Below are 16,305 nucleotides of genomic sequence, written 5' to 3' on the forward strand. Positions count from 1 at the left end.
GCCTTGAAAAGGCCCTTTTGAGCTGGAGACGAGACTTGAACTCGCAACCTACGCATTACAAGTGCGTTGCGCTACCAATTGCGCCACTCCAGCACCGCGGCTCATCCGCTAGGGGAATCGTACCTGAGCCCACCCCATACAGAGAAAGTCAGGGTGCTTGCGCTGCGAAAAAGTGAACGTAAAAGCCGCGAAAAGCACTGGCAGGTGCATAAATCGACGGCAGTTACTAAAGTGCTGACTTACCGAACCCAGAAGTGTTGTTGAGGTCTATCTTTTCCGTGTCTGTTCTTTCTTCCTTGCGCCAGCGCCTGCTGTACCGTTCGGCCTCCGTCGCCACCATCGACGCTGCAAAGGCCGCACCACCGCCCTCCCCTCTAGCCCCTGTCGATCTCACCGATCCGGCCCAGGTCACAGGCGTCATGGAAATCGCCGCACGCGTTGGTGAAATCCTCATTGCGGCGGGCTCAGCCAATACCGACGTGCAAGCGCAGATTCACCTCGTCGCTTCCTCCTATGGTCTGCACTACTGCCACGTGTCGATTCTGATGAACACCATCACCATCCACACCTCCATCGGCACCGGACCGGAGCGGCACAACCTCCATGTCTTCCGCGTGGCACCGAGCATCGCCGTGGACTTCACTAAACTCTCCGCCGTCGACCGGCTCATCCGCTCCATCCACTCCGGTGCTACCCCGCCGGCAATGGCGGAGAAAATCCTGGATGACATCGACGCGATGAAGAACCCTTATTCCAAGACCACCATCGTCAGCGCGTGGGGTGCCATGGGTGGATTCATCGCCGTGATGCTGGGCGGCGACCTTCTCGTCGGGGTTGTCACCTTCCTCATTTCGGCACTCATTATGGGCACGAACATGTTCCTGGCGGACTATCGCTTGCCGCCCTTTTATCAGAACCTCGTCGGCGGCCTACTCGCCGTTGTCCCCGCGGCCATCCTCTACAACATCTTCGCGGGATTTGGCATCCAGATGCTACCTTCCCAAATCATCGGTTCCGGAATCATCATCCTGGTGGCGGGCCTGACCTTGGTGCAGTGTTTGGTGGACGGGATCACCCGCGCGCCCGTGACCTCCTCCGCCAAGTTCTTTGAGGCTTTGATGTCCACCGGCGCTATCATCGCCGGCGTCGGTCTAGGTATCCAGGTGGCTTCGTGGTTGGGCTTCAGCCTGCCGCCACTGGCGACACTCGCCCCGCCCGTCTATCACCAGATCCCCCTTCTGGTGCTGTGCGGTGGAATCGGTTCTGCCGCCTTCGCACTAGCGCTGGGAGCGTCGTGGTCCGAGGTCACCATCTCCGGGCTCACCGCAGCCGCCGGTATGATTTTCTACTATTTCCTCGTCGTCTTATTAGGCGTCGGAGCTGTCGTCGCCTCCGGATTCTCGGCCGTGGCGGTAGGCCTCGCGGGTGGTCTCCTCTCCCGCCGCTACATGATGCCGCCGCTCATCACCATGATCGTGGGCTATACCCCCATGCTGCCGGGTCTGACTTTGTACCGCGGCATGTACGCCATGCTCAACGAACAGCTCATTACCGGCCTGACCAACCTGGCCAGCGCCCTCGCCATTTCCGGTGCACTAGCCGCTGGCGTGGTCTTCGGCGAGCGAGTGGCCCGCCGCCTGCGCCGCCCGCAATACTTCCGGCCTTATAACTCGATCAAGCGCTTGGGCACGTTCTCCTTCTCGCGTGCCACCCGTTTGGCCCAGCGCGCCCGCATTCCGCGCGTTCCCCTATCGCCCTTCGCTCCGCGTCACAACCTGCCGGCCCCACCGCCGCAGTATGGCCCCAAGCCACCGACGCCCGCGCAGCAGGCGCGCTTCCAGCAGGGTGATGCCGTCACGGACATGTGGCCCGTCACCACGGAGTTTCCAGCGCAGCGCCCCACCTACACGGTGCCCGGCAAAGATGACCCGAGCGCCCCATCGGCGTCGCAATAGCGTAGAATAGCCGGTCTGAAAGCTTTCACACTTCATCCCAGGAGGACTCCGTGCCACCAAAGGTCACAGATACTCAGCCAGCGGCTGACCAGACTCATGCAGTAGAGGAAGAGACCGCCCGCTCCGCGCGCCGCGTCGTTGCCACCTATGCGGAGGATTTCCTTGACGGCGTGACTCTTATGTCGATGCTGGGCGTCGAACCGGAAGGCTTGGTGCACCGCAAGGTCTTGGCCGAGCAAGCCGACGCTGCTCCGAAGAAGTCCAGCAAGAAGTCAACGAAGAAGGCCTCCAAGAAGTCCAGCAAGAAGTCGACCAAGAAGGCTACGAAGAAAGCCTCAAAGAAGGCGACTAAGAAGAGCACCAAGAAGTCGACGAAGAAGGCGTCTAAAAAGTCCGCGAAGAAGGCCTAGCTATGTCCGGGCGCAGCAATAGCTTCGTAGTCGTGGCCAACCGCCTGCCGGTGGACCTCGAGACCTCCGCCGACGGCACCCGTGAATGGAAGGCCTCCCCCGGCGGTCTCGTCACCGCGCTTTCCCCTGTCTTGGAGGAACACCAGGGCTGCTGGGTGGGCTGGCCGGGCGTGGCCGACGAGGCACCTGAGCCTTTCACCACCGACAACGGCGTCCTGCTTCACCCGGTACGCCTCACGCAAGAGGATTATGAAGCCTTCTACGAGGGCTTTTCCAATGCCACCCTGTGGCCGCTCTACCACGACCTCATCGTCACCCCCGTCTACAACCGCGATTGGTGGGATGCTTACCGCGAGGTCAACCTACGTTTTGCCAACGAGGTAGCGGCCGTCGCCGCGGAGAATGCCACGGTGTGGGTGCAGGACTATCAGCTGCAGCTCGTGCCCGGCATCTTGCGCCAGCTGCGCCCCGATCTCACCATCGGCTTCTTCCTCCACATCCCCTTCCCCTCCCCGGATCTCTTCCGTCAGCTGCCGTGGCGTGAGGAGTTGGTGCGGGGGCTTCTCGACGCCAACTTGATCGGCTTCCACCTCGAATCCAACGCCCGCAATTTCCTAGAGCTCGCCCGCGCCCAGGGCCTGAAGGTCGAAGGTGAAGTGAGCACCCGCGCAGTCACCGCGCGCATCGTGACCAGTAGTGGGCATTCCGTCGGAATCGGCGCCTTCCCCATCTCCATTGCGGCGGGTGAGTTCGCTGAAGGCGGTGATGCGGGGGACATCGCCCAGCTACGTGCGGAGTTGGGTAACCCCACGCACGTCATTTTGGGAGTCGACCGCCTCGACTACACAAAGGGCATCCTGCAGCGTCTTACTGCCTTCGAGGAGCTCCTCGAAACCGGGGCGCTGGACCCAGAAGAGGTGACCTTCGTGCAGCTGGCCACGCCCTCGCGCGAGCGCATCGACCACTACCGCGCCACGCGCTCGAAGGTGGAGGAAGCCGTAGGCCGCATCAATGGGCGCTTCGGGCGCCTCGGTGCGCCGGTGGTGCACTATCAGCACAGCTCCGTTCCGAAGGAGGTCCTGCGCCGCTACTACAGGCTCGCGGACATCATGCTGGTCACGCCATTTAAGGACGGCATGAACCTAGTGGCCAAGGAATACGTGGCCTCCCACGGCGATGGCTCCGGCGCGCTCGTGCTCTCCGAGTTCGCAGGTGCGGCGGCAGAGCTTACTCAAGCTAACCTGTGCAACCCCTTCGACATCGAATCCATCAAGCGCGCCCTGCTCTCCGCGGTCAAGGCGCTGGAGGAATCGCCTGAGACCATGCGCGAGCGCATGATTGCGATGAACGAGCAGGTGCGTCAGCACGATATCGCACTGTGGTCGCAGTCCTTCCTCGGCGCACTGAACCAGGAGGAAGCATGATGCGGCGCCGGCCCGCCGCAGCGCTCACCGCTGTGCTCGGCACGGCGCTGCTCACGCTTGGTCTGAGCGGGTGTGGCTCCGCCGAGGAGGAGCCTGCGCCGCGCGGCGATGAGCGCATCCTGGACAAGGATTGGCAGGTCATTAACCTCTATACATCTCCGGATGCTCCTTCCTCCCTGCCCGCCGATACTGCACACGTGCCGCACATGAGCTTCGGTGAACACACCGCTGTGGGCTCGACCGGCTGTGTTTCCTTCACTGCCGAGGTTTCCTTCCACAAGGATGACAAGGCCTCCACCATCTGGGAGGGCGACGTGATGCGGGTGGAGAAAGCCACTTATGAGAGCCCGCCGCGCAGTGCTGACTGCGAGGGCTCGATACAGTGGGCCGATTCACTCATGCGCAACCTCATTGCTGAGGGCCATGAATTCGATTTCGGGCTTAACCCGAACAACCAGCTGGTGTTGACGCTGCGCACTGACAAGGTGGACTCACCGATCATCCGGATGGCCTCGCTGTAGCCTTGAAGTTTTCGGCGCTAGGGTGGGAAGCATGATTGATGCTCTCGCCTCCGCAGAACACCTCGCGGTTGTTTCCGATTTTGATGGCACCTTAGCGGGCTTCGCACGCAACGCGTATGATGTAAAGCCGGAGCAGCGCTCGCTCGACGCCCTGGCCACCTTAGCGGAGCTCCCGAACACCACCGCCGCGGTGCTCTCCGGCCGGCACCTCGAGGGCCTAAAACAGGTATGCCCGCTGCGCGAACCGGTACTTTTGGGCGGTTCGCATGGCGCCGAGTCCTCGTGGGAGGATTCCGCCCTCACTCCGGAGATGGAAGCTCACCTGGCGAAGAAAGAAGCAGAGCTCAGAGAAATCATCGCGCGCCACCCCGGCGCGGAACTGGAGGTCAAACCCTTCCAGCGCGTGCTGCACCTGCGGACACTAGAATTGCAGGATCCTGACGCGGCGGCCGCGGCGTATGCAGAAGGCGAGGCTCTCAGCGCCGATGGTTTCCCCAAGACAGCGGGCAAGTGCGTCGTCGAGTTTTCTGCTACACAGGCCACGAAAGGCACGTGGCTTGAGAAGCTTCGCCAGCGCGTCGGCGCCACGGCAGTGGTCTTCTTGGGGGATGACACCACCGATGAAGACGGCTTCGCCCTGCTCAACCAACCGCCGGACCTCGGCGTCAAGGTCGGTGAGGGCGCAACGCAAGCGGCGCTGCGCGTGCCCGATATCGCGGCGGTGACGGAGTTCCTCGAAGAACTCGCCGCCGCCCGCGCGCAGCACAGCGCTTAAGCCCCAGCCGGGGCCACGGTCCGCCCGGGATGGAAGGTGGTCTCCAACAACGCGCGCGGCACCTCTCCGCGCCCATCGATGAGGCTGGCCAGCATGCGCCCCGCCGCCGCCCCCTTTTCCTTGTTCGGCTGCACGACGGTGCTCAGGCCCAGCGCCAAGGCGGGCGCAATGCCGTCGAAGCCGGTAACAGAAAGCTGCTCGGGAACCGCGATTCCATGATCGCGTGCATAAGCGATTACGCCAAGCGCCATCGAGTCCGTCGTACACAACACCGCGGTGAGATCCGGGTGCCTAGTCAGCAATTCCTCTGCGGCCGCATAAGCGGTGCGTGGATCATTGATGTGGCGCGTCACCACGGGGATGCCTGCAGGATCGAGTCCCGCGTCTGCAAAGACATCGAGCGCACCCAATACACGTGAGCGTTGCACGTGCATATCCGCCGCAGCTAGCTGCGCAGCCGTCACTTCACCATCGAGGCGCTCGCGGTATAGGCGGATGGCAAGGATGCCGATGCGGGTATGGGAGGCGTCGACAAGCGCCTGCGCCGCCGGGGCAATCGCGGCGCGGTCATCGATACCCACGAAGGGCAGGCCCGAATCCGTGGGCTGGTCACACACCACCACCGGCAGGCCACGGCGCCGCACGGCGTCAAGGTAAGCATCACCCGCCGCTACGGAATAGACCACAAATCCATCAACCGCCGCCGACCCTACGAGCTGCGCTGCCTGGGCGTCATTGGGAGCACCGACGGTATCTGGACCGGCCGGGATGAGAGTCAACGTCGTGCTCGCCCCCGCCGAGGCCTCCGCCATGCCGGCGAGGAAATCTACCGAGGCCATGTCCTCGAAAGCATAGGACAGGTGCTCAGTAAGCAGGACGCCCAGCGACCCCTGGCGGCGCGTGCGCAGGCTGCGCGCGGTGGGATCCGGGCCTGTGTAGCCACGCTCAGCCGCCGCGGCGAGGATGCGCTCCCGAGTGGCAGGCGCCAGCTGGTCTGGGCGGTTATACGCGTTGGACACCGTGGTGGGCGAAACCCCGAGTTCGGCGGCCAGGGAGGCCAGCGTCGTACTGCGTTTGGACATGACGGTAAGACTACCCGTTTTCAACTTATTATCATTTGACAACAATTTTCACTAAAGCGTAGAAATAGGGACATGACCACTTCCCTCTCACGCCGCGCTTTCCGACGTCCCACCGCCCTCCTCTTCGCTGCCACGCTGGGCGCCGCCTCGCTGAGCGCCTGTTCTTCCAGCGGCGATAACGCCGATGGCGGCTCGGATGCCGGTTCCGATAAGGAGACCATTCAGGTCGTCGCCTCGACCTCCATCTGGGCTGATGTGGCCCAGGCGGTCGTCAACACCGCGCAGACCGACGTCAATATCGACGTCCACGCCATCGTGAGCGGCAACAGCGTGGACCCACACCACTTCGAGCCCACCGCCGCGGATATCGCCCGCGCCGACGAGGCCGACGTCATCATCGCCGGTGGCGGCGGCTACGACGCCTGGCTTTACCAGGCCGTCAAGAACCAGGACCAGATCATTCACGCCCTGCCGCTTACTGCGCATGACCATGGCGATCACGATCATGGAGAACATGAGCATGGCGAGGAACACGACCACGCGCATGATGAGCATGATCATGACGAGCATGCGCACGAGGAACACGCGCACGACCATAACGAGCATGGTCATGACCACCATGACCATGGAGAAGGTCATGACCATGACCACGCTCACGAAGGCGAGACCGTGACCATGGACGAGGCCAAGAAGATTGCCGCCGAGCACCCCGAGCAGGTCACCAACATCGATGGCAACGAGCACGTGTGGTACGACTCCGCCGCCATCGAGAAGGTGGCGACGGAGGTCGCCACCCTCGTTAACGAGGCCAACCCAGAAGCCAAGGCGACCGCCGACCCACTCGTGGAACGTGTGGAAGGACTGAAGGCACGCATCGAGAAGCTCCCGCAGCGCAACTACGCGCAGACCGAGCCCATCGCGGACTACATCTTCAAGTACACCGATAGCACCGACGCCACCCCGGAGGGCTACCGCAAGGCCACCGTCGCTGAGGGCGAGCCCACCGCCGCCGACCTGGCCCGCTTCCTCGAGGACATCAAGCAGGACAAGATCGACCTGCTCATCTTCAACCCGCAGACCGAAACTGACATGACCAAGCGCATCCGCGCCGCCGCCGAGGATAAGAACATCCCGGTGGTAGAGATTGGTGAAACCCCACCAGAAGACACCAACTTCCTTGACTACTACGAGGAAGTCGTCAACGCACTCGAGGCTGTGTAAGTGCTCATTTCTTTCAAGAATGCCGCAGTAGAACCACTGTGGTCGGACATGAACCTCGCCGTAGACCGCGGCGAGTTCATCGCCGTTTTGGGCCCCAACGGCGTGGGCAAGTCCACGCTGCTGGGAACAATCTTGGGTACCCGCCAGCTCACCGCGGGCAGCGTCGACGTCAACTGCCGCGTGGGCTTTATCCCACAGCAAAGAATGTTCCCCCAGGACCTGCCCCTGCGCGCCCGGGATCTCGTGTCACTGTCCCTCGCCCATGGCGTGCTCCGGAAGCGAAAGCCGGCGCGGGGGCGTATCGACGAACTCCTCGCCGAAGTTGGCGCCACCGGCATCGCTGACCGCCGCGTGGGCCAGCTCTCCGGTGGACAGCAACAGCTCATCCGCCAAGCCCAGGCCCTAGCCAACGATCCAGAGCTCATCCTCGCGGACGAGCCGCTGTTGTCTTTGGATCCAGCGCGGCAGCAGGCGACCGTCGAGAAGCTCAATGCGTGGCGCCACGAGCGCGGCACCTCCGTACTCTTCGTTACCCATGGCATAAACCCGGTGCTGGGCGTGGTGGATAAAGTGCTCTACCTCGCGCCCAATGGCCACACGTTCGGTTCAGTCGATGAGGTCATGCGCTCCGAGGTCCTCTCGGAACTGTATGGCTCCTCCGTGACTGTTCTCAACGTCGATGGGAGGCTCATCGTTGTCTAAATTCATCGAAGATACCCAGTACCTGCTGGGCGTTGATTTTGTGCAATCCTCGCTCATCGCCTGCGCGCTGCTCGGAATCCTTTCCGGAGTGATGACCTCACTTATCGTCCTGCGCCACATGTCCTTCTCTGTGCACGCCACCTCTGAGCTCGCGCTCATGGGCGCGGCCGCAGCGTTGCTGTTCGGTCTCAACATCGGCTTCGGTGCGATTGCCGGTGCTATCGTGGCCGCCATCATCCTGGCGGTGCTGGGACTGAAAGGCCAACAAGACAGCGCTATCGGCGTGGTCATGAGTTTCGGCTTGGGTCTCTCGGTGCTTTTCTTACACCTCTACCCCGGCAACGCCAAGACCGCAATGACGCTGCTGACGGGACAGATCGTCGGTGTCTCCTCCGCGTCGGTGTGGCTGCTCGCCGCAACCACCGCCATCATCGTCGCCGTGGTGGCGTTCTTCTGGCGCCCCCTGCTTTTCGCTTCCGCGGACCCCGTCATGGCCCAAGCCGCCGGCGTGCCGGTGAAGTCTCTAGCGGTGTGTTTCGCCATCCTCGTGGGCCTGACGGCCGCGCAATCCGTGCAGATTGTCGGTTCCCTGCTCGTCATGGCGCTGCTCATCACGCCGGGTGCTGCGGCGGTACAGATTACCTCCTCCCCACTGCGCGCGGTGATGTGGTCCACCATCTTCGCGGAGGTCTCCGCCGTGGGCGGCCTGGTCCTCTCCCTGGCGCCGGGCCTGCCCGTCTCGGTCTTCGTCACGAGCATCTCTTTTGTTATTTACCTGGTCTGCCGCGGCATCGGCTGGGCTCGCAGCCGCAAGGCCGTCCGCGACGACGTCGCCGCCCGCCGCGCCTCCCAGGAACACTTCCGCGCCGCCACCGATCGCGCCGACGCAGAGACACACCACACCTCGACGCACGATGAGCACTGCGCGCATCAGGATTAGGCTAGATGCGTGACTTTGGAACGCCGTAGCCTCGAATTACAAGACCGCACCCGCACGTACCTCGTGTACCGCCCGAATGATGACGTCGAGCGCCAGAGAGACCTCCTCCTGTTCTTCCACGGCTCCCTGCAATCCGCGAACGTCATCCGCCGCTTCACTAACGGCACGTTCGATGACCTCGCCACCCGCCACGGCATGCTTGCGGTCTACCCCACCGGCGTGGAACAGCACTTTAACGATGCCCGCGCCACCCTGCCCGTCGCCGCGCGCGAGCTGGGCATCGATGACGTCGCCTTCACGCGCGCCATCCTCGACGAGCTGCGCGCGGAGCAGGAGATTGGCCGCGTGTTCCTCTGCGGCTTCTCCAACGGCGGGCAGATGGTTATCCGCTTGCTCTTCGACGCCCCCGGGCTTGCCGATGCCGCCTGCGTCTTCGCCTCCACTCTCGGCGCCGGCGCCAACCATGCGCCCACCAATCCGGACTCGGCGTACCAACCCACCCCGGTCATGTTCGTCCACGGCACGGGCGACCGGCTCGCGCCCTATACGGGCGGAACGGCGGGCATTGACCCGAAGCGCACCCGCGGTGCCGTCACCGGCGCGCAGGAGAACGCCGCACGCTTCGCGGAGCTCAACCATGCCGCCGGCCCAGAGCGCACCCACCTTTTCCCCGACACCGTTGTCGACCGCTGGGAGCCGGCAGACGCCACCGGCGCGCCGGTCGAGCTCGTGAGCGTCGAGGGCATGGGCCACGTCATCCCGTCGGGCAACGAGCTGGACCCACGCCTGGGTAAAAACACGGATTCCTTCATCGCTGCCGAGCTCGTGGAGGAATTCTTCGGGCTCTAGACTGCACGTGCGCCCCATCGTGTCTCACTCCACTCAGCCCCAACCTCGGGTCGAGGCCGTTCGTAGGTGAGCGTCGAGAAGCAATAATTGTGGATTACCGACCAGTGCTTTGGCGATTCCTAGACGCTGTTTCATACCGAGCGAAGCATGCTCGCAGGAAACACTGTGGTGCAATGAAAGGCCTACAAGGGATAAAAGATCCTTCAGTTCATCATTCAGTGAACCTTGTTGTAGTGGTCGGCAATGTCGTTGACGATCGCGTAGAGGTCGCGTTCCATCGCGTAGGTTTTCTTTTCTCGCGTACGGACTAATCACACTTGCGACCCGTTGTTATCTAGAGAATTATTACGTCCCAGCGTGATGTTGCACACGTCTGTGTATGTATGTACTCTCGATGTCACGGTTTGCTGGCGAAGATTCTTCAAGTTACCCGCAGCTGAATCTGTACAAGGTGAAAACGGCAGGCAAAGGACCGAGTCGTCCTCGTCTCTAAGCCGTGGAACCCCAATCCTCCAGAACCTTGTATTCGGCACACGCACGCAATCTGAATGTTCAAGATGTGAAGTACTGGCCAGCAACCAAGAAGTAAAGATCGCCATCCAGCTTTCTCGGCCCTGAATCTAGCATCCGGAGGCGTAGAGAAACTCACGCAACGACTGAAACGCCAGCGTCTGGGTCACGTCGCGCAGCTCAAGGAAGAACCCATCTTCTGTAATTTCAACAATCCGCGCACCGGGGATGGCTGCCACAATCGGCGAGTGCGTCACCACGATGAACTGCGCACCCGCCTCCGCGGCGCGATGGATTTCCGCCATGAGCGTCATCTGCCGCACGAGCGAAAGCCCAGATTCCGGCTCGTCGAGGATGTAGAGCCCGCGCCCATCAAAGGAACGCTGCACGACGTCCATGACGGACTCGCCATGCGACATCGCGGTCGAACCAACGTTGTAGTGCGCCTCCGCTCGCAGGAAGTAGCCGTCCTTGGGCGCGGTACCTAGCCGCAGGCTCGCCCACCTCCGGAGGGGATTGATGGGACCGGCGGAGCGCTGCACACCCCATATCCCACCGCGCTCAGGAAAGCCGTACTCGAAGGCAATGCCCTCGGCGAGCGTCGACTTTCCTACCCCGTTGTCCCCGGTCAGCACGGTCACCGGCGCACGCAGGTCCAGTCCTTGGCGTCGCAGCGCCACGAAACCAGGAACGGAGGACACCCACTCAGGTCCGTGGCCGCCGTCCAGCGCGGCATAGGCGTCGACATAGAAGTCTCTCATTCGCCCTCCCCAATAAGAAACGCGGCGGTCCCCAATGGATCGGCAAGGAACTCGCGCGCGGCGTGGACAGCTTCCGTCGCTTCGGGAGCGACGGGCGCAATCCCCTTGTCGCCGAACGCGTAGACGGTCGCGCCTTGCATGCTGAGGAAGACTGGCGAGTGCGTCGCGAGGATGACCTGCGCGCCCTGGGCGGCGAGGCGCTCGAGCTGCGTGACAACCTCGACCTGCCGGGGATAGGACAAGCCGTCTTCCGGCTCGTCGAGAATGATCATTCCGTCAGAATGGAAGCGTCTCTCGACGAGGGCGAGCAGACCCTGGCCGTGGCTGAGAAACGGCAGGTCACTGAGCGGATCGGGATTCTCCGGGCTGTGGATCTGGTGGTGATACTCGCTCAAGTTGAGGAAGGTCTCGCCGCGCAAGAAGTACACGTCGCGCGGGTTGTGCGCCCGCGAGCAGATGAGCCACTCGGGATAGTCCTCGTCGCCGGTGGCAAACCGGGCGTGGCGCGAGCCGCCCTCGGGATTGACGCCAAGCCCCACGGCGATGGCCTCGAGCAGCGTGGATTTTCCGGCGCCGTTATCCCCCACGACGACGGTCACGGGCGTAGGCAAACGCAAGGCGCCGCCGGGCAGCGCTGCGATGAGCACGCCCAGGCGGCGCATGTGTTCCGGCACGCCGGGCAGTCCCTCCCCAATAAGCTCCGGGGCGGGACGCACACTCGTGAGGAACATGGCGACGAAAGCGTGAGCCTACTTCTGGGCCGCGCGACGCTGGCGGGCGAACTCGGAAAGCACCGCACCTGCCGCCACGGAGGCGTTGAGGGATTCAACCCAGTCGGTCATGGGGATGGACATGATGGCATCGCAGTTCTCGCGGACGAGGCGCGAAATGCCTTTGCCCTCAGAGCCGATGACGATGACAACGGGGTCGGTGCCACCGTTGTAAGTATCGAGGGTGTGCTCGCCTCCCGCATCCAGGCCAACAACCTGGTAGCCGGCCTTCTGGAAGTCCTGGACCGTGCGGGTCACGTTGGTCACGCGAGCCACCGGCAAGCGCGCGGCGGTGCCGGCGGAGGTACGCCAGGCCACCGCGGTGACGGAGGCGGAGCGACGCTCTGGGATGATGACACCATGGCCGCCGAAGGCCGCGACGGAGCGGATGACTGCGCCGAGATTGCGCGGGTCGGTGATGTTATCGAGGATGACGAACATACCCGGTTCCTGAGCATCGCGGGCCCGATCCATCAGGTCATGAACGTCGGCATACTTGTACGGCGGAATCTGCAGGCCAATGCCCTGGTGCATGCCGTTGCCGGTCATGCGATCCATCTCGTGGCGCTGGACCTCAAGAATCGGGATGTTGCGGGTATTGCACATGGCCACTGCCTCCGACAGGCGGGCATCATTACGCGTGCCCTGCACGATGTAGAGGGAGGTAGCAGGCACCTTGGCGTGCAGGCACTCGATGACCGGGTTGCGGCCAACGACCATCTCCGCGGTCTCCTTCTGGTGGCGGCCCGAATTGCGGCGCTCGCGTTCCAGCTTCGCCTTGTGCTTGGCGTGGTAGACGCGGTCCTCCGCCTTGGGCGTAGGGCCCTTGCCGGCCAGGCCCTTGCGACGCTGACCACCAGAGCCCTTCGTAGCCCCCTTCTTATTGGACTTGCGGGCGCCCGCGCCGCCGCGGCCATGGGTACGTGCCATAATTCTTCTCCTTTGTTGTCCTCGACTTCTGTGCTGTCCTTGGCCTTTGCCAAGGACGGTTAATCCGCCAAGGTCCAGGTGGGGCCGTCGGCGGTGTCGGTGATGGTAATACCCGCGGCTGCAAGGCGGTCGCGCACGGCGTCCGCAGTAGCCCAATCCTTTTCTGCGCGGGCGGTGGTGCGACGCTCCAGTTCGGCACGGACGAGCACGTCCAGGGCCGCATCAGCGCCGCTTTCTTCGCCACTATCTTTCCACTGTTCATCGAGTGGATCAAAGCCAAGAACCGCGGCCATGGCGCGCACCGCCCCAGCGAGGCGCTCGGCCTCTTCACGGTTGCCTTCACTGAGCGCCTTATTGCCCGCGCGCACGGTGGTGTGAATTTCCGCCAGCGCCTTCGGCACAGCGATGTCATCATTCATCGCCTCTTCGAAGGCCGGAGTCCACTCGCCCTTCTCTACGTTTTCGAACTTGCCCACGAAGTCCTCGATGCGGCGGTAGCCAGCCGCAGCTTCGGTCAGCGCTGCCTCGGAGTATTCGAGGACCGAACGGTAATGCGCAGAGCCCAGGTAGTAGCGCAGCTCCACCGGGCGGACGATCTCCAGCATATTGGCAATGGAGAGCACGTTACCCAAGGACTTCGACATCTTCTCACCGGCCATGGTGACCCAGTGGTTGTGCATCCAGTAGTTGGCAAACTTATCGCCCGCCGCATGGGATTGTGCGATCTCATTTTCGTGGTGCGGGAACTGCAGATCCAAGCCACCGCAGTGGATATCGAATTCGCCGCCTAGGTAGTAGGTGGACATGGCCGAGCACTCCAAGTGCCAGCCCGGCCGGCCACGGCCCCACGGGGTGGGCCAGGACGGCTCACCTGGTTTAGCCGCCTTCCACAGCGCGAAGTCCTGGGGACTGCGCTTGCCAGCGTTGTCTGTTTCGCCCTGTTCCATCTCCTCGACACGGTTGCCAGACAACGCTCCGTAGTCCGAGCCTTCCGTGGCATTCCACGCCGCGACGTCAAAGTAGACGGAACCAGCACCGTCTTCGCCAGGCACGGCATAAGCAAAGCCGGCGTCGATAAGCCGCTGCATGTACTCCACCATCTGGGTGACAAAGCCCGTCGCGCGCGGCTCCACGGAAGGGGGCAGAACACCCAGGGTGTTATAGGCCTTGGTGAACTCACGCTCGTAGGTGGATACCCACTCCCACCAGGGGCGGTTATTCTCAGCGGCCTTGGTGAGGATCTTGTCATCGATATCAGTCACGTTGCGCACGAGTGCCACGTCATAGCCTTGTGCGATAAGCCAGCGGCGCAGAATGTCGAAGGCCACGCCGGAGCGCAGGTGGCCGATGTGTGGCTGGGACTGCGGGGTGGCACCACACAGGTAGATCGACGCGTGGCCGGGACGAACCGGCTCGAACTCACGTTGGCTGCGGGTGGCGGTATCAAAAATGCGCAAAGTACTCACCTGGCCTAGTCTAATTGACTCATCCAGCCGGCAAGTTCAGGACTCCTTAGGCGCGCCAGACTACGGCAGTCGCCACGGCAGCGCGGCCCTCCTTGCGGCCGGTGAAGCCAAGGTGATCCGTCGTCGTCGCAGAGACGGACACGGGGGCGCCGAGGATGTCGCTCAGCACGGCCTCGGCTTCCTTCCTCCGCGGGCCCATCTTGGGGCTCTGGCCAACCAATTGTGCGGCAGCGTTGCCGATGATGAAGCCTTCCTTTTCTAGCAGCTCGCGGCACTCGCGCAGCAACTGGGCGCCGGAAACCCCGTCGTACTCCGGCCGGCCTACGCCAACGAAAGAGCCCAAATCGCCGAGGTTGGAGGCGGAGAGCAAAGCGTCGACAAGCGCGTGGCTCACCACGTCCCCATCGGAATGGCCCTCGCAGCCATCGACGCCTTCAAAAAGCAGACCTGCGATCCAGCAGGGTTTTCCGGGCTCGATCTGGTGGGCATCGGTAGCGATTCCCACGCGGGGGATGATGGGGTTAGTCACTAGGCACCTCGAAGATGGTCGGTTCGACCTCATCCGTCACGGCTTTCGCCAAGACGAGGTCGATGGGGGTGGTGATTTTAAACGCGAAGGTATCTCCCTGCACGGTCTCCACGCGCTCACCATGCCATTCCATGAGGCTGGCGTCGTCCGTGGCGACGAAGTCGGGGTCCTGCGCCCAATAGTCTAGGTTGGCGCGGCGCAGCGCAGCCAGGCTAAAACCCTGCGGCGTCTGCACAGCGCGCAGACGGGAACGGTCCGGCGTAGACAGCACCGCGGTCCCTTCGACTTCTTTGATAGTGTCCGCCACGGGAAGGACCGGGATAACTGCGGTGGCACCGTCGAGCACGCGCTTGGCGACGCGCGCGATCATCCCCGGCGGCGTCAATGCTCGGGCGGCGTCGTGGATCAGCACCACGGCATCTTCATCCGGGATGGCCTGCAGGCCCGCCCAGACAGAATCGGCGCGCTCACCCCCACCGTGGACGATACGTACGGGAACATCAGAATCGATGCGGTCGAGGATACTGGCGGCGTAGCCCTCCATCGCGGGACTGACCAGAACGATGATCTCATCGACGAATTCTGAGGTGATCATGGCCCGGACAGAACGCTCCAGCAAGGTGCGCCCGCGCAGCTCCACGTAGGCCTTCGGGACTTCGGCCCCGAGGCGCGTTCCCTGACCGGCAGCCGCGACGAGAGCAATGACGCGGGCGGTGGAGCGTTGATTAGTCTTCGTCGTCGAAGGAGAGGTCATCGAGATCGACGTCATTGTCAATGTCGGTGGTAATGGACTTGTCCTCCACCAGGCCAGCGGCGCGGTGGCGCTCGATGGTGGCGTTAATCTCCTCCATCATGGTGTCAGCCTTCTTCTCATCAACCGGCTTAGCCAGGGAAAGCTCGCCCACCAAGATCTGACGGGCCTTAGCCAGCATGCGCTTCTCACCAGCGGACAGGCCGCGGTCCTGATCGCGGCGCCACAAGTCACGCACGACCTCTGCCACCTTGTTGATATCACCGGAGGCGAGGCGCTCTTGGTTCGCCTTGTAGCGGCGGGACCAGTTGCCGGCTTCCTCGACGTCTACTTCGCGCAGAACAGAGAAAACCTTCTCGAGGCCTTCCTTGCCCACAACGTCGCGCACGCCCACCATCTCAACGTTCTTGGAAGGGACACGCACCACCAGGTCGGACTGGTTGATTTGGAGAACGAGGTATTCGAGCTCCTCGCCGCCCATCTCCCGCGTTTCAATCGCCGTAATCTTGGCGGCGCCGTGGTGGGGGTAGACGACGACCTCTCCGACCTTAAATTCCATTGCCACTCCTTGTGAAGCCTTTGAGACGATGCCCATCGTGTGCGCTCGGCGTGCTCTCGGTGGGCCGCATATACAGGGAGTCTATTCTAGCACGCTGCTTTCTACCCCTGCTGCCCCGCCCGGGCGCTGCGCACTGGCTGCACTACACCA

At 62.9% G+C, this 16,305-nt stretch carries 18 protein-coding genes and 1 tRNA gene; 9 read left to right on the plus strand and 10 right to left on the minus strand.

Going from position 1 to position 16,305, the window contains the following annotated elements; all coding sequences use genetic code 11:
• Positions 1–20: 20 nt before the first annotated feature.
• Positions 21–93, minus strand: a tRNA-Thr gene (locus HMPREF2996_RS03430).
• 185 nt (positions 94–278) lie between these two features.
• Here HMPREF2996_RS03430 and HMPREF2996_RS03435 point away from each other — a divergent pair.
• Genes HMPREF2996_RS03435 through otsB form a run of 5 tightly spaced genes read left to right on the plus strand, consistent with a single transcriptional unit; the run spans position 279 to position 5,085 of the window.
• Positions 279–1,955 carry a threonine/serine exporter ThrE gene (locus tag HMPREF2996_RS03435; RefSeq protein ID WP_070730114.1) on the plus strand — a complete coding sequence of 559 codons (1,677 nt, stop codon included), beginning with the start codon at positions 279–281 and terminating at the stop codon, positions 1,953–1,955.
• A 50-nt stretch (positions 1,956–2,005) separates the two neighbouring features.
• A complete protein-coding gene (locus HMPREF2996_RS03440; protein WP_070684866.1) occupies positions 2,006–2,365 on the plus strand; it encodes a hypothetical protein in 360 nt (119 codons plus the stop codon).
• A 2-nt stretch (positions 2,366–2,367) separates the two neighbouring features.
• Positions 2,368–3,789: an alpha,alpha-trehalose-phosphate synthase (UDP-forming) gene (locus HMPREF2996_RS03445; protein WP_070730116.1), complete on the plus strand. Its 1,422-nt coding sequence runs from the start codon at positions 2,368–2,370 to the stop codon at positions 3,787–3,789.
• Complete coding sequence (locus HMPREF2996_RS03450; protein WP_070446002.1) at positions 3,786–4,310, plus strand: hypothetical protein; 525 nt, start codon at positions 3,786–3,788, stop codon at positions 4,308–4,310. Before HMPREF2996_RS03445 ends, HMPREF2996_RS03450 begins: the two co-directional genes overlap by 4 nt.
• Before the next feature lie 31 nt (positions 4,311–4,341).
• Positions 4,342–5,085 carry a trehalose-phosphatase gene (gene otsB / locus HMPREF2996_RS03455; protein WP_070445997.1) on the plus strand — a complete coding sequence of 248 codons (744 nt, stop codon included), beginning with the start codon at positions 4,342–4,344 and terminating at the stop codon, positions 5,083–5,085.
• On the opposite strand, the gene HMPREF2996_RS03460 is transcribed toward otsB, so the two are convergent.
• Positions 5,082–6,167 (minus strand): LacI family DNA-binding transcriptional regulator, encoded by a 1,086-nt coding sequence (locus tag HMPREF2996_RS03460; protein WP_070730117.1) that lies wholly within the window; start codon positions 6,165–6,167, stop codon positions 5,082–5,084. The genes otsB and HMPREF2996_RS03460 overlap by 4 nt on opposite strands.
• A 72-nt stretch (positions 6,168–6,239) precedes the next feature.
• On the opposite strand from HMPREF2996_RS03460, the gene HMPREF2996_RS03465 reads away from it, so the two are divergent.
• The 4 genes from HMPREF2996_RS03465 to HMPREF2996_RS03480 are packed head-to-tail and all read left to right on the plus strand — an operon-like array spanning position 6,240 to position 9,879.
• Positions 6,240–7,388, plus strand: coding sequence for a metal ABC transporter solute-binding protein, Zn/Mn family (locus tag HMPREF2996_RS03465; RefSeq protein WP_070730119.1), 1,149 nt, complete (start codon positions 6,240–6,242; stop codon positions 7,386–7,388).
• Positions 7,389–8,090 (plus strand): metal ABC transporter ATP-binding protein, encoded by a 702-nt coding sequence (locus tag HMPREF2996_RS03470; protein WP_070711552.1) that lies wholly within the window; start codon positions 7,389–7,391, stop codon positions 8,088–8,090.
• Positions 8,068–9,030 carry a metal ABC transporter permease gene (locus HMPREF2996_RS03475; RefSeq protein WP_210398893.1) on the plus strand — a complete coding sequence of 321 codons (963 nt, stop codon included), beginning with the start codon at positions 8,068–8,070 and terminating at the stop codon, positions 9,028–9,030. Before HMPREF2996_RS03470 ends, HMPREF2996_RS03475 begins: the two co-directional genes overlap by 23 nt.
• A gap of 9 nt (positions 9,031–9,039) precedes the next feature.
• Positions 9,040–9,879, plus strand: coding sequence for a CE1 family esterase (locus HMPREF2996_RS03480; protein ID WP_070524571.1), 840 nt, complete (start codon positions 9,040–9,042; stop codon positions 9,877–9,879).
• A gap of 33 nt (positions 9,880–9,912) precedes the next feature.
• On the opposite strand, the gene HMPREF2996_RS12420 is transcribed toward HMPREF2996_RS03480, so the two are convergent.
• The 8 genes from HMPREF2996_RS12420 to HMPREF2996_RS03515 all read right to left on the minus strand — a co-directional run bounded on the left by HMPREF2996_RS12420 (position 9,913) and on the right by HMPREF2996_RS03515 (position 16,155).
• Entirely contained in the window at positions 9,913–10,194 is a 282-nt protein-coding gene (locus HMPREF2996_RS12420; protein WP_083313774.1) for an ATP-binding cassette domain-containing protein, read from the minus strand.
• A gap of 305 nt (positions 10,195–10,499) precedes the next feature.
• Positions 10,500–11,150: an AAA family ATPase gene (locus HMPREF2996_RS03485; protein WP_010188886.1), complete on the minus strand. Its 651-nt coding sequence runs from the start codon at positions 11,148–11,150 to the stop codon at positions 10,500–10,502.
• On the minus strand, positions 11,147–11,881 hold the full coding sequence (locus HMPREF2996_RS03490; protein WP_010188884.1) for an AAA family ATPase: 735 nt from the start codon (positions 11,879–11,881) through the stop codon (positions 11,147–11,149). Before HMPREF2996_RS03490 ends, HMPREF2996_RS03485 begins: the two co-directional genes overlap by 4 nt.
• Before the next feature lie 18 nt (positions 11,882–11,899).
• A complete protein-coding gene (rlmB, locus tag HMPREF2996_RS03495; protein WP_070445974.1) occupies positions 11,900–12,850 on the minus strand; it encodes a 23S rRNA (guanosine(2251)-2'-O)-methyltransferase RlmB in 951 nt (316 codons plus the stop codon).
• 59 nt (positions 12,851–12,909) lie between these two features.
• Entirely contained in the window at positions 12,910–14,316 is a 1,407-nt protein-coding gene (cysS, locus tag HMPREF2996_RS03500) for a cysteine--tRNA ligase (protein ID WP_070730123.1), read from the minus strand.
• Between the two features lie 46 nt (positions 14,317–14,362).
• On the minus strand, positions 14,363–14,845 hold the full coding sequence (ispF, locus tag HMPREF2996_RS03505) for a 2-C-methyl-D-erythritol 2,4-cyclodiphosphate synthase (protein WP_070645580.1): 483 nt from the start codon (positions 14,843–14,845) through the stop codon (positions 14,363–14,365).
• On the minus strand, positions 14,838–15,599 hold the full coding sequence (gene ispD, locus HMPREF2996_RS03510; protein WP_070645578.1) for a 2-C-methyl-D-erythritol 4-phosphate cytidylyltransferase: 762 nt from the start codon (positions 15,597–15,599) through the stop codon (positions 14,838–14,840). The genes ispF and ispD overlap by 8 nt, the downstream gene beginning before the upstream one ends.
• On the minus strand, positions 15,571–16,155 hold the full coding sequence (locus HMPREF2996_RS03515; protein WP_010188874.1) for a CarD family transcriptional regulator: 585 nt from the start codon (positions 16,153–16,155) through the stop codon (positions 15,571–15,573). Before HMPREF2996_RS03515 ends, ispD begins: the two co-directional genes overlap by 29 nt.
• Positions 16,156–16,305: the final 150 nt, after the last annotated feature.

This window comes from Corynebacterium sp. HMSC066C02 (genome assembly GCF_001814945.1).
Lineage (GTDB): Bacteria > Actinomycetota > Actinomycetes > Mycobacteriales > Mycobacteriaceae > Corynebacterium > Corynebacterium aurimucosum.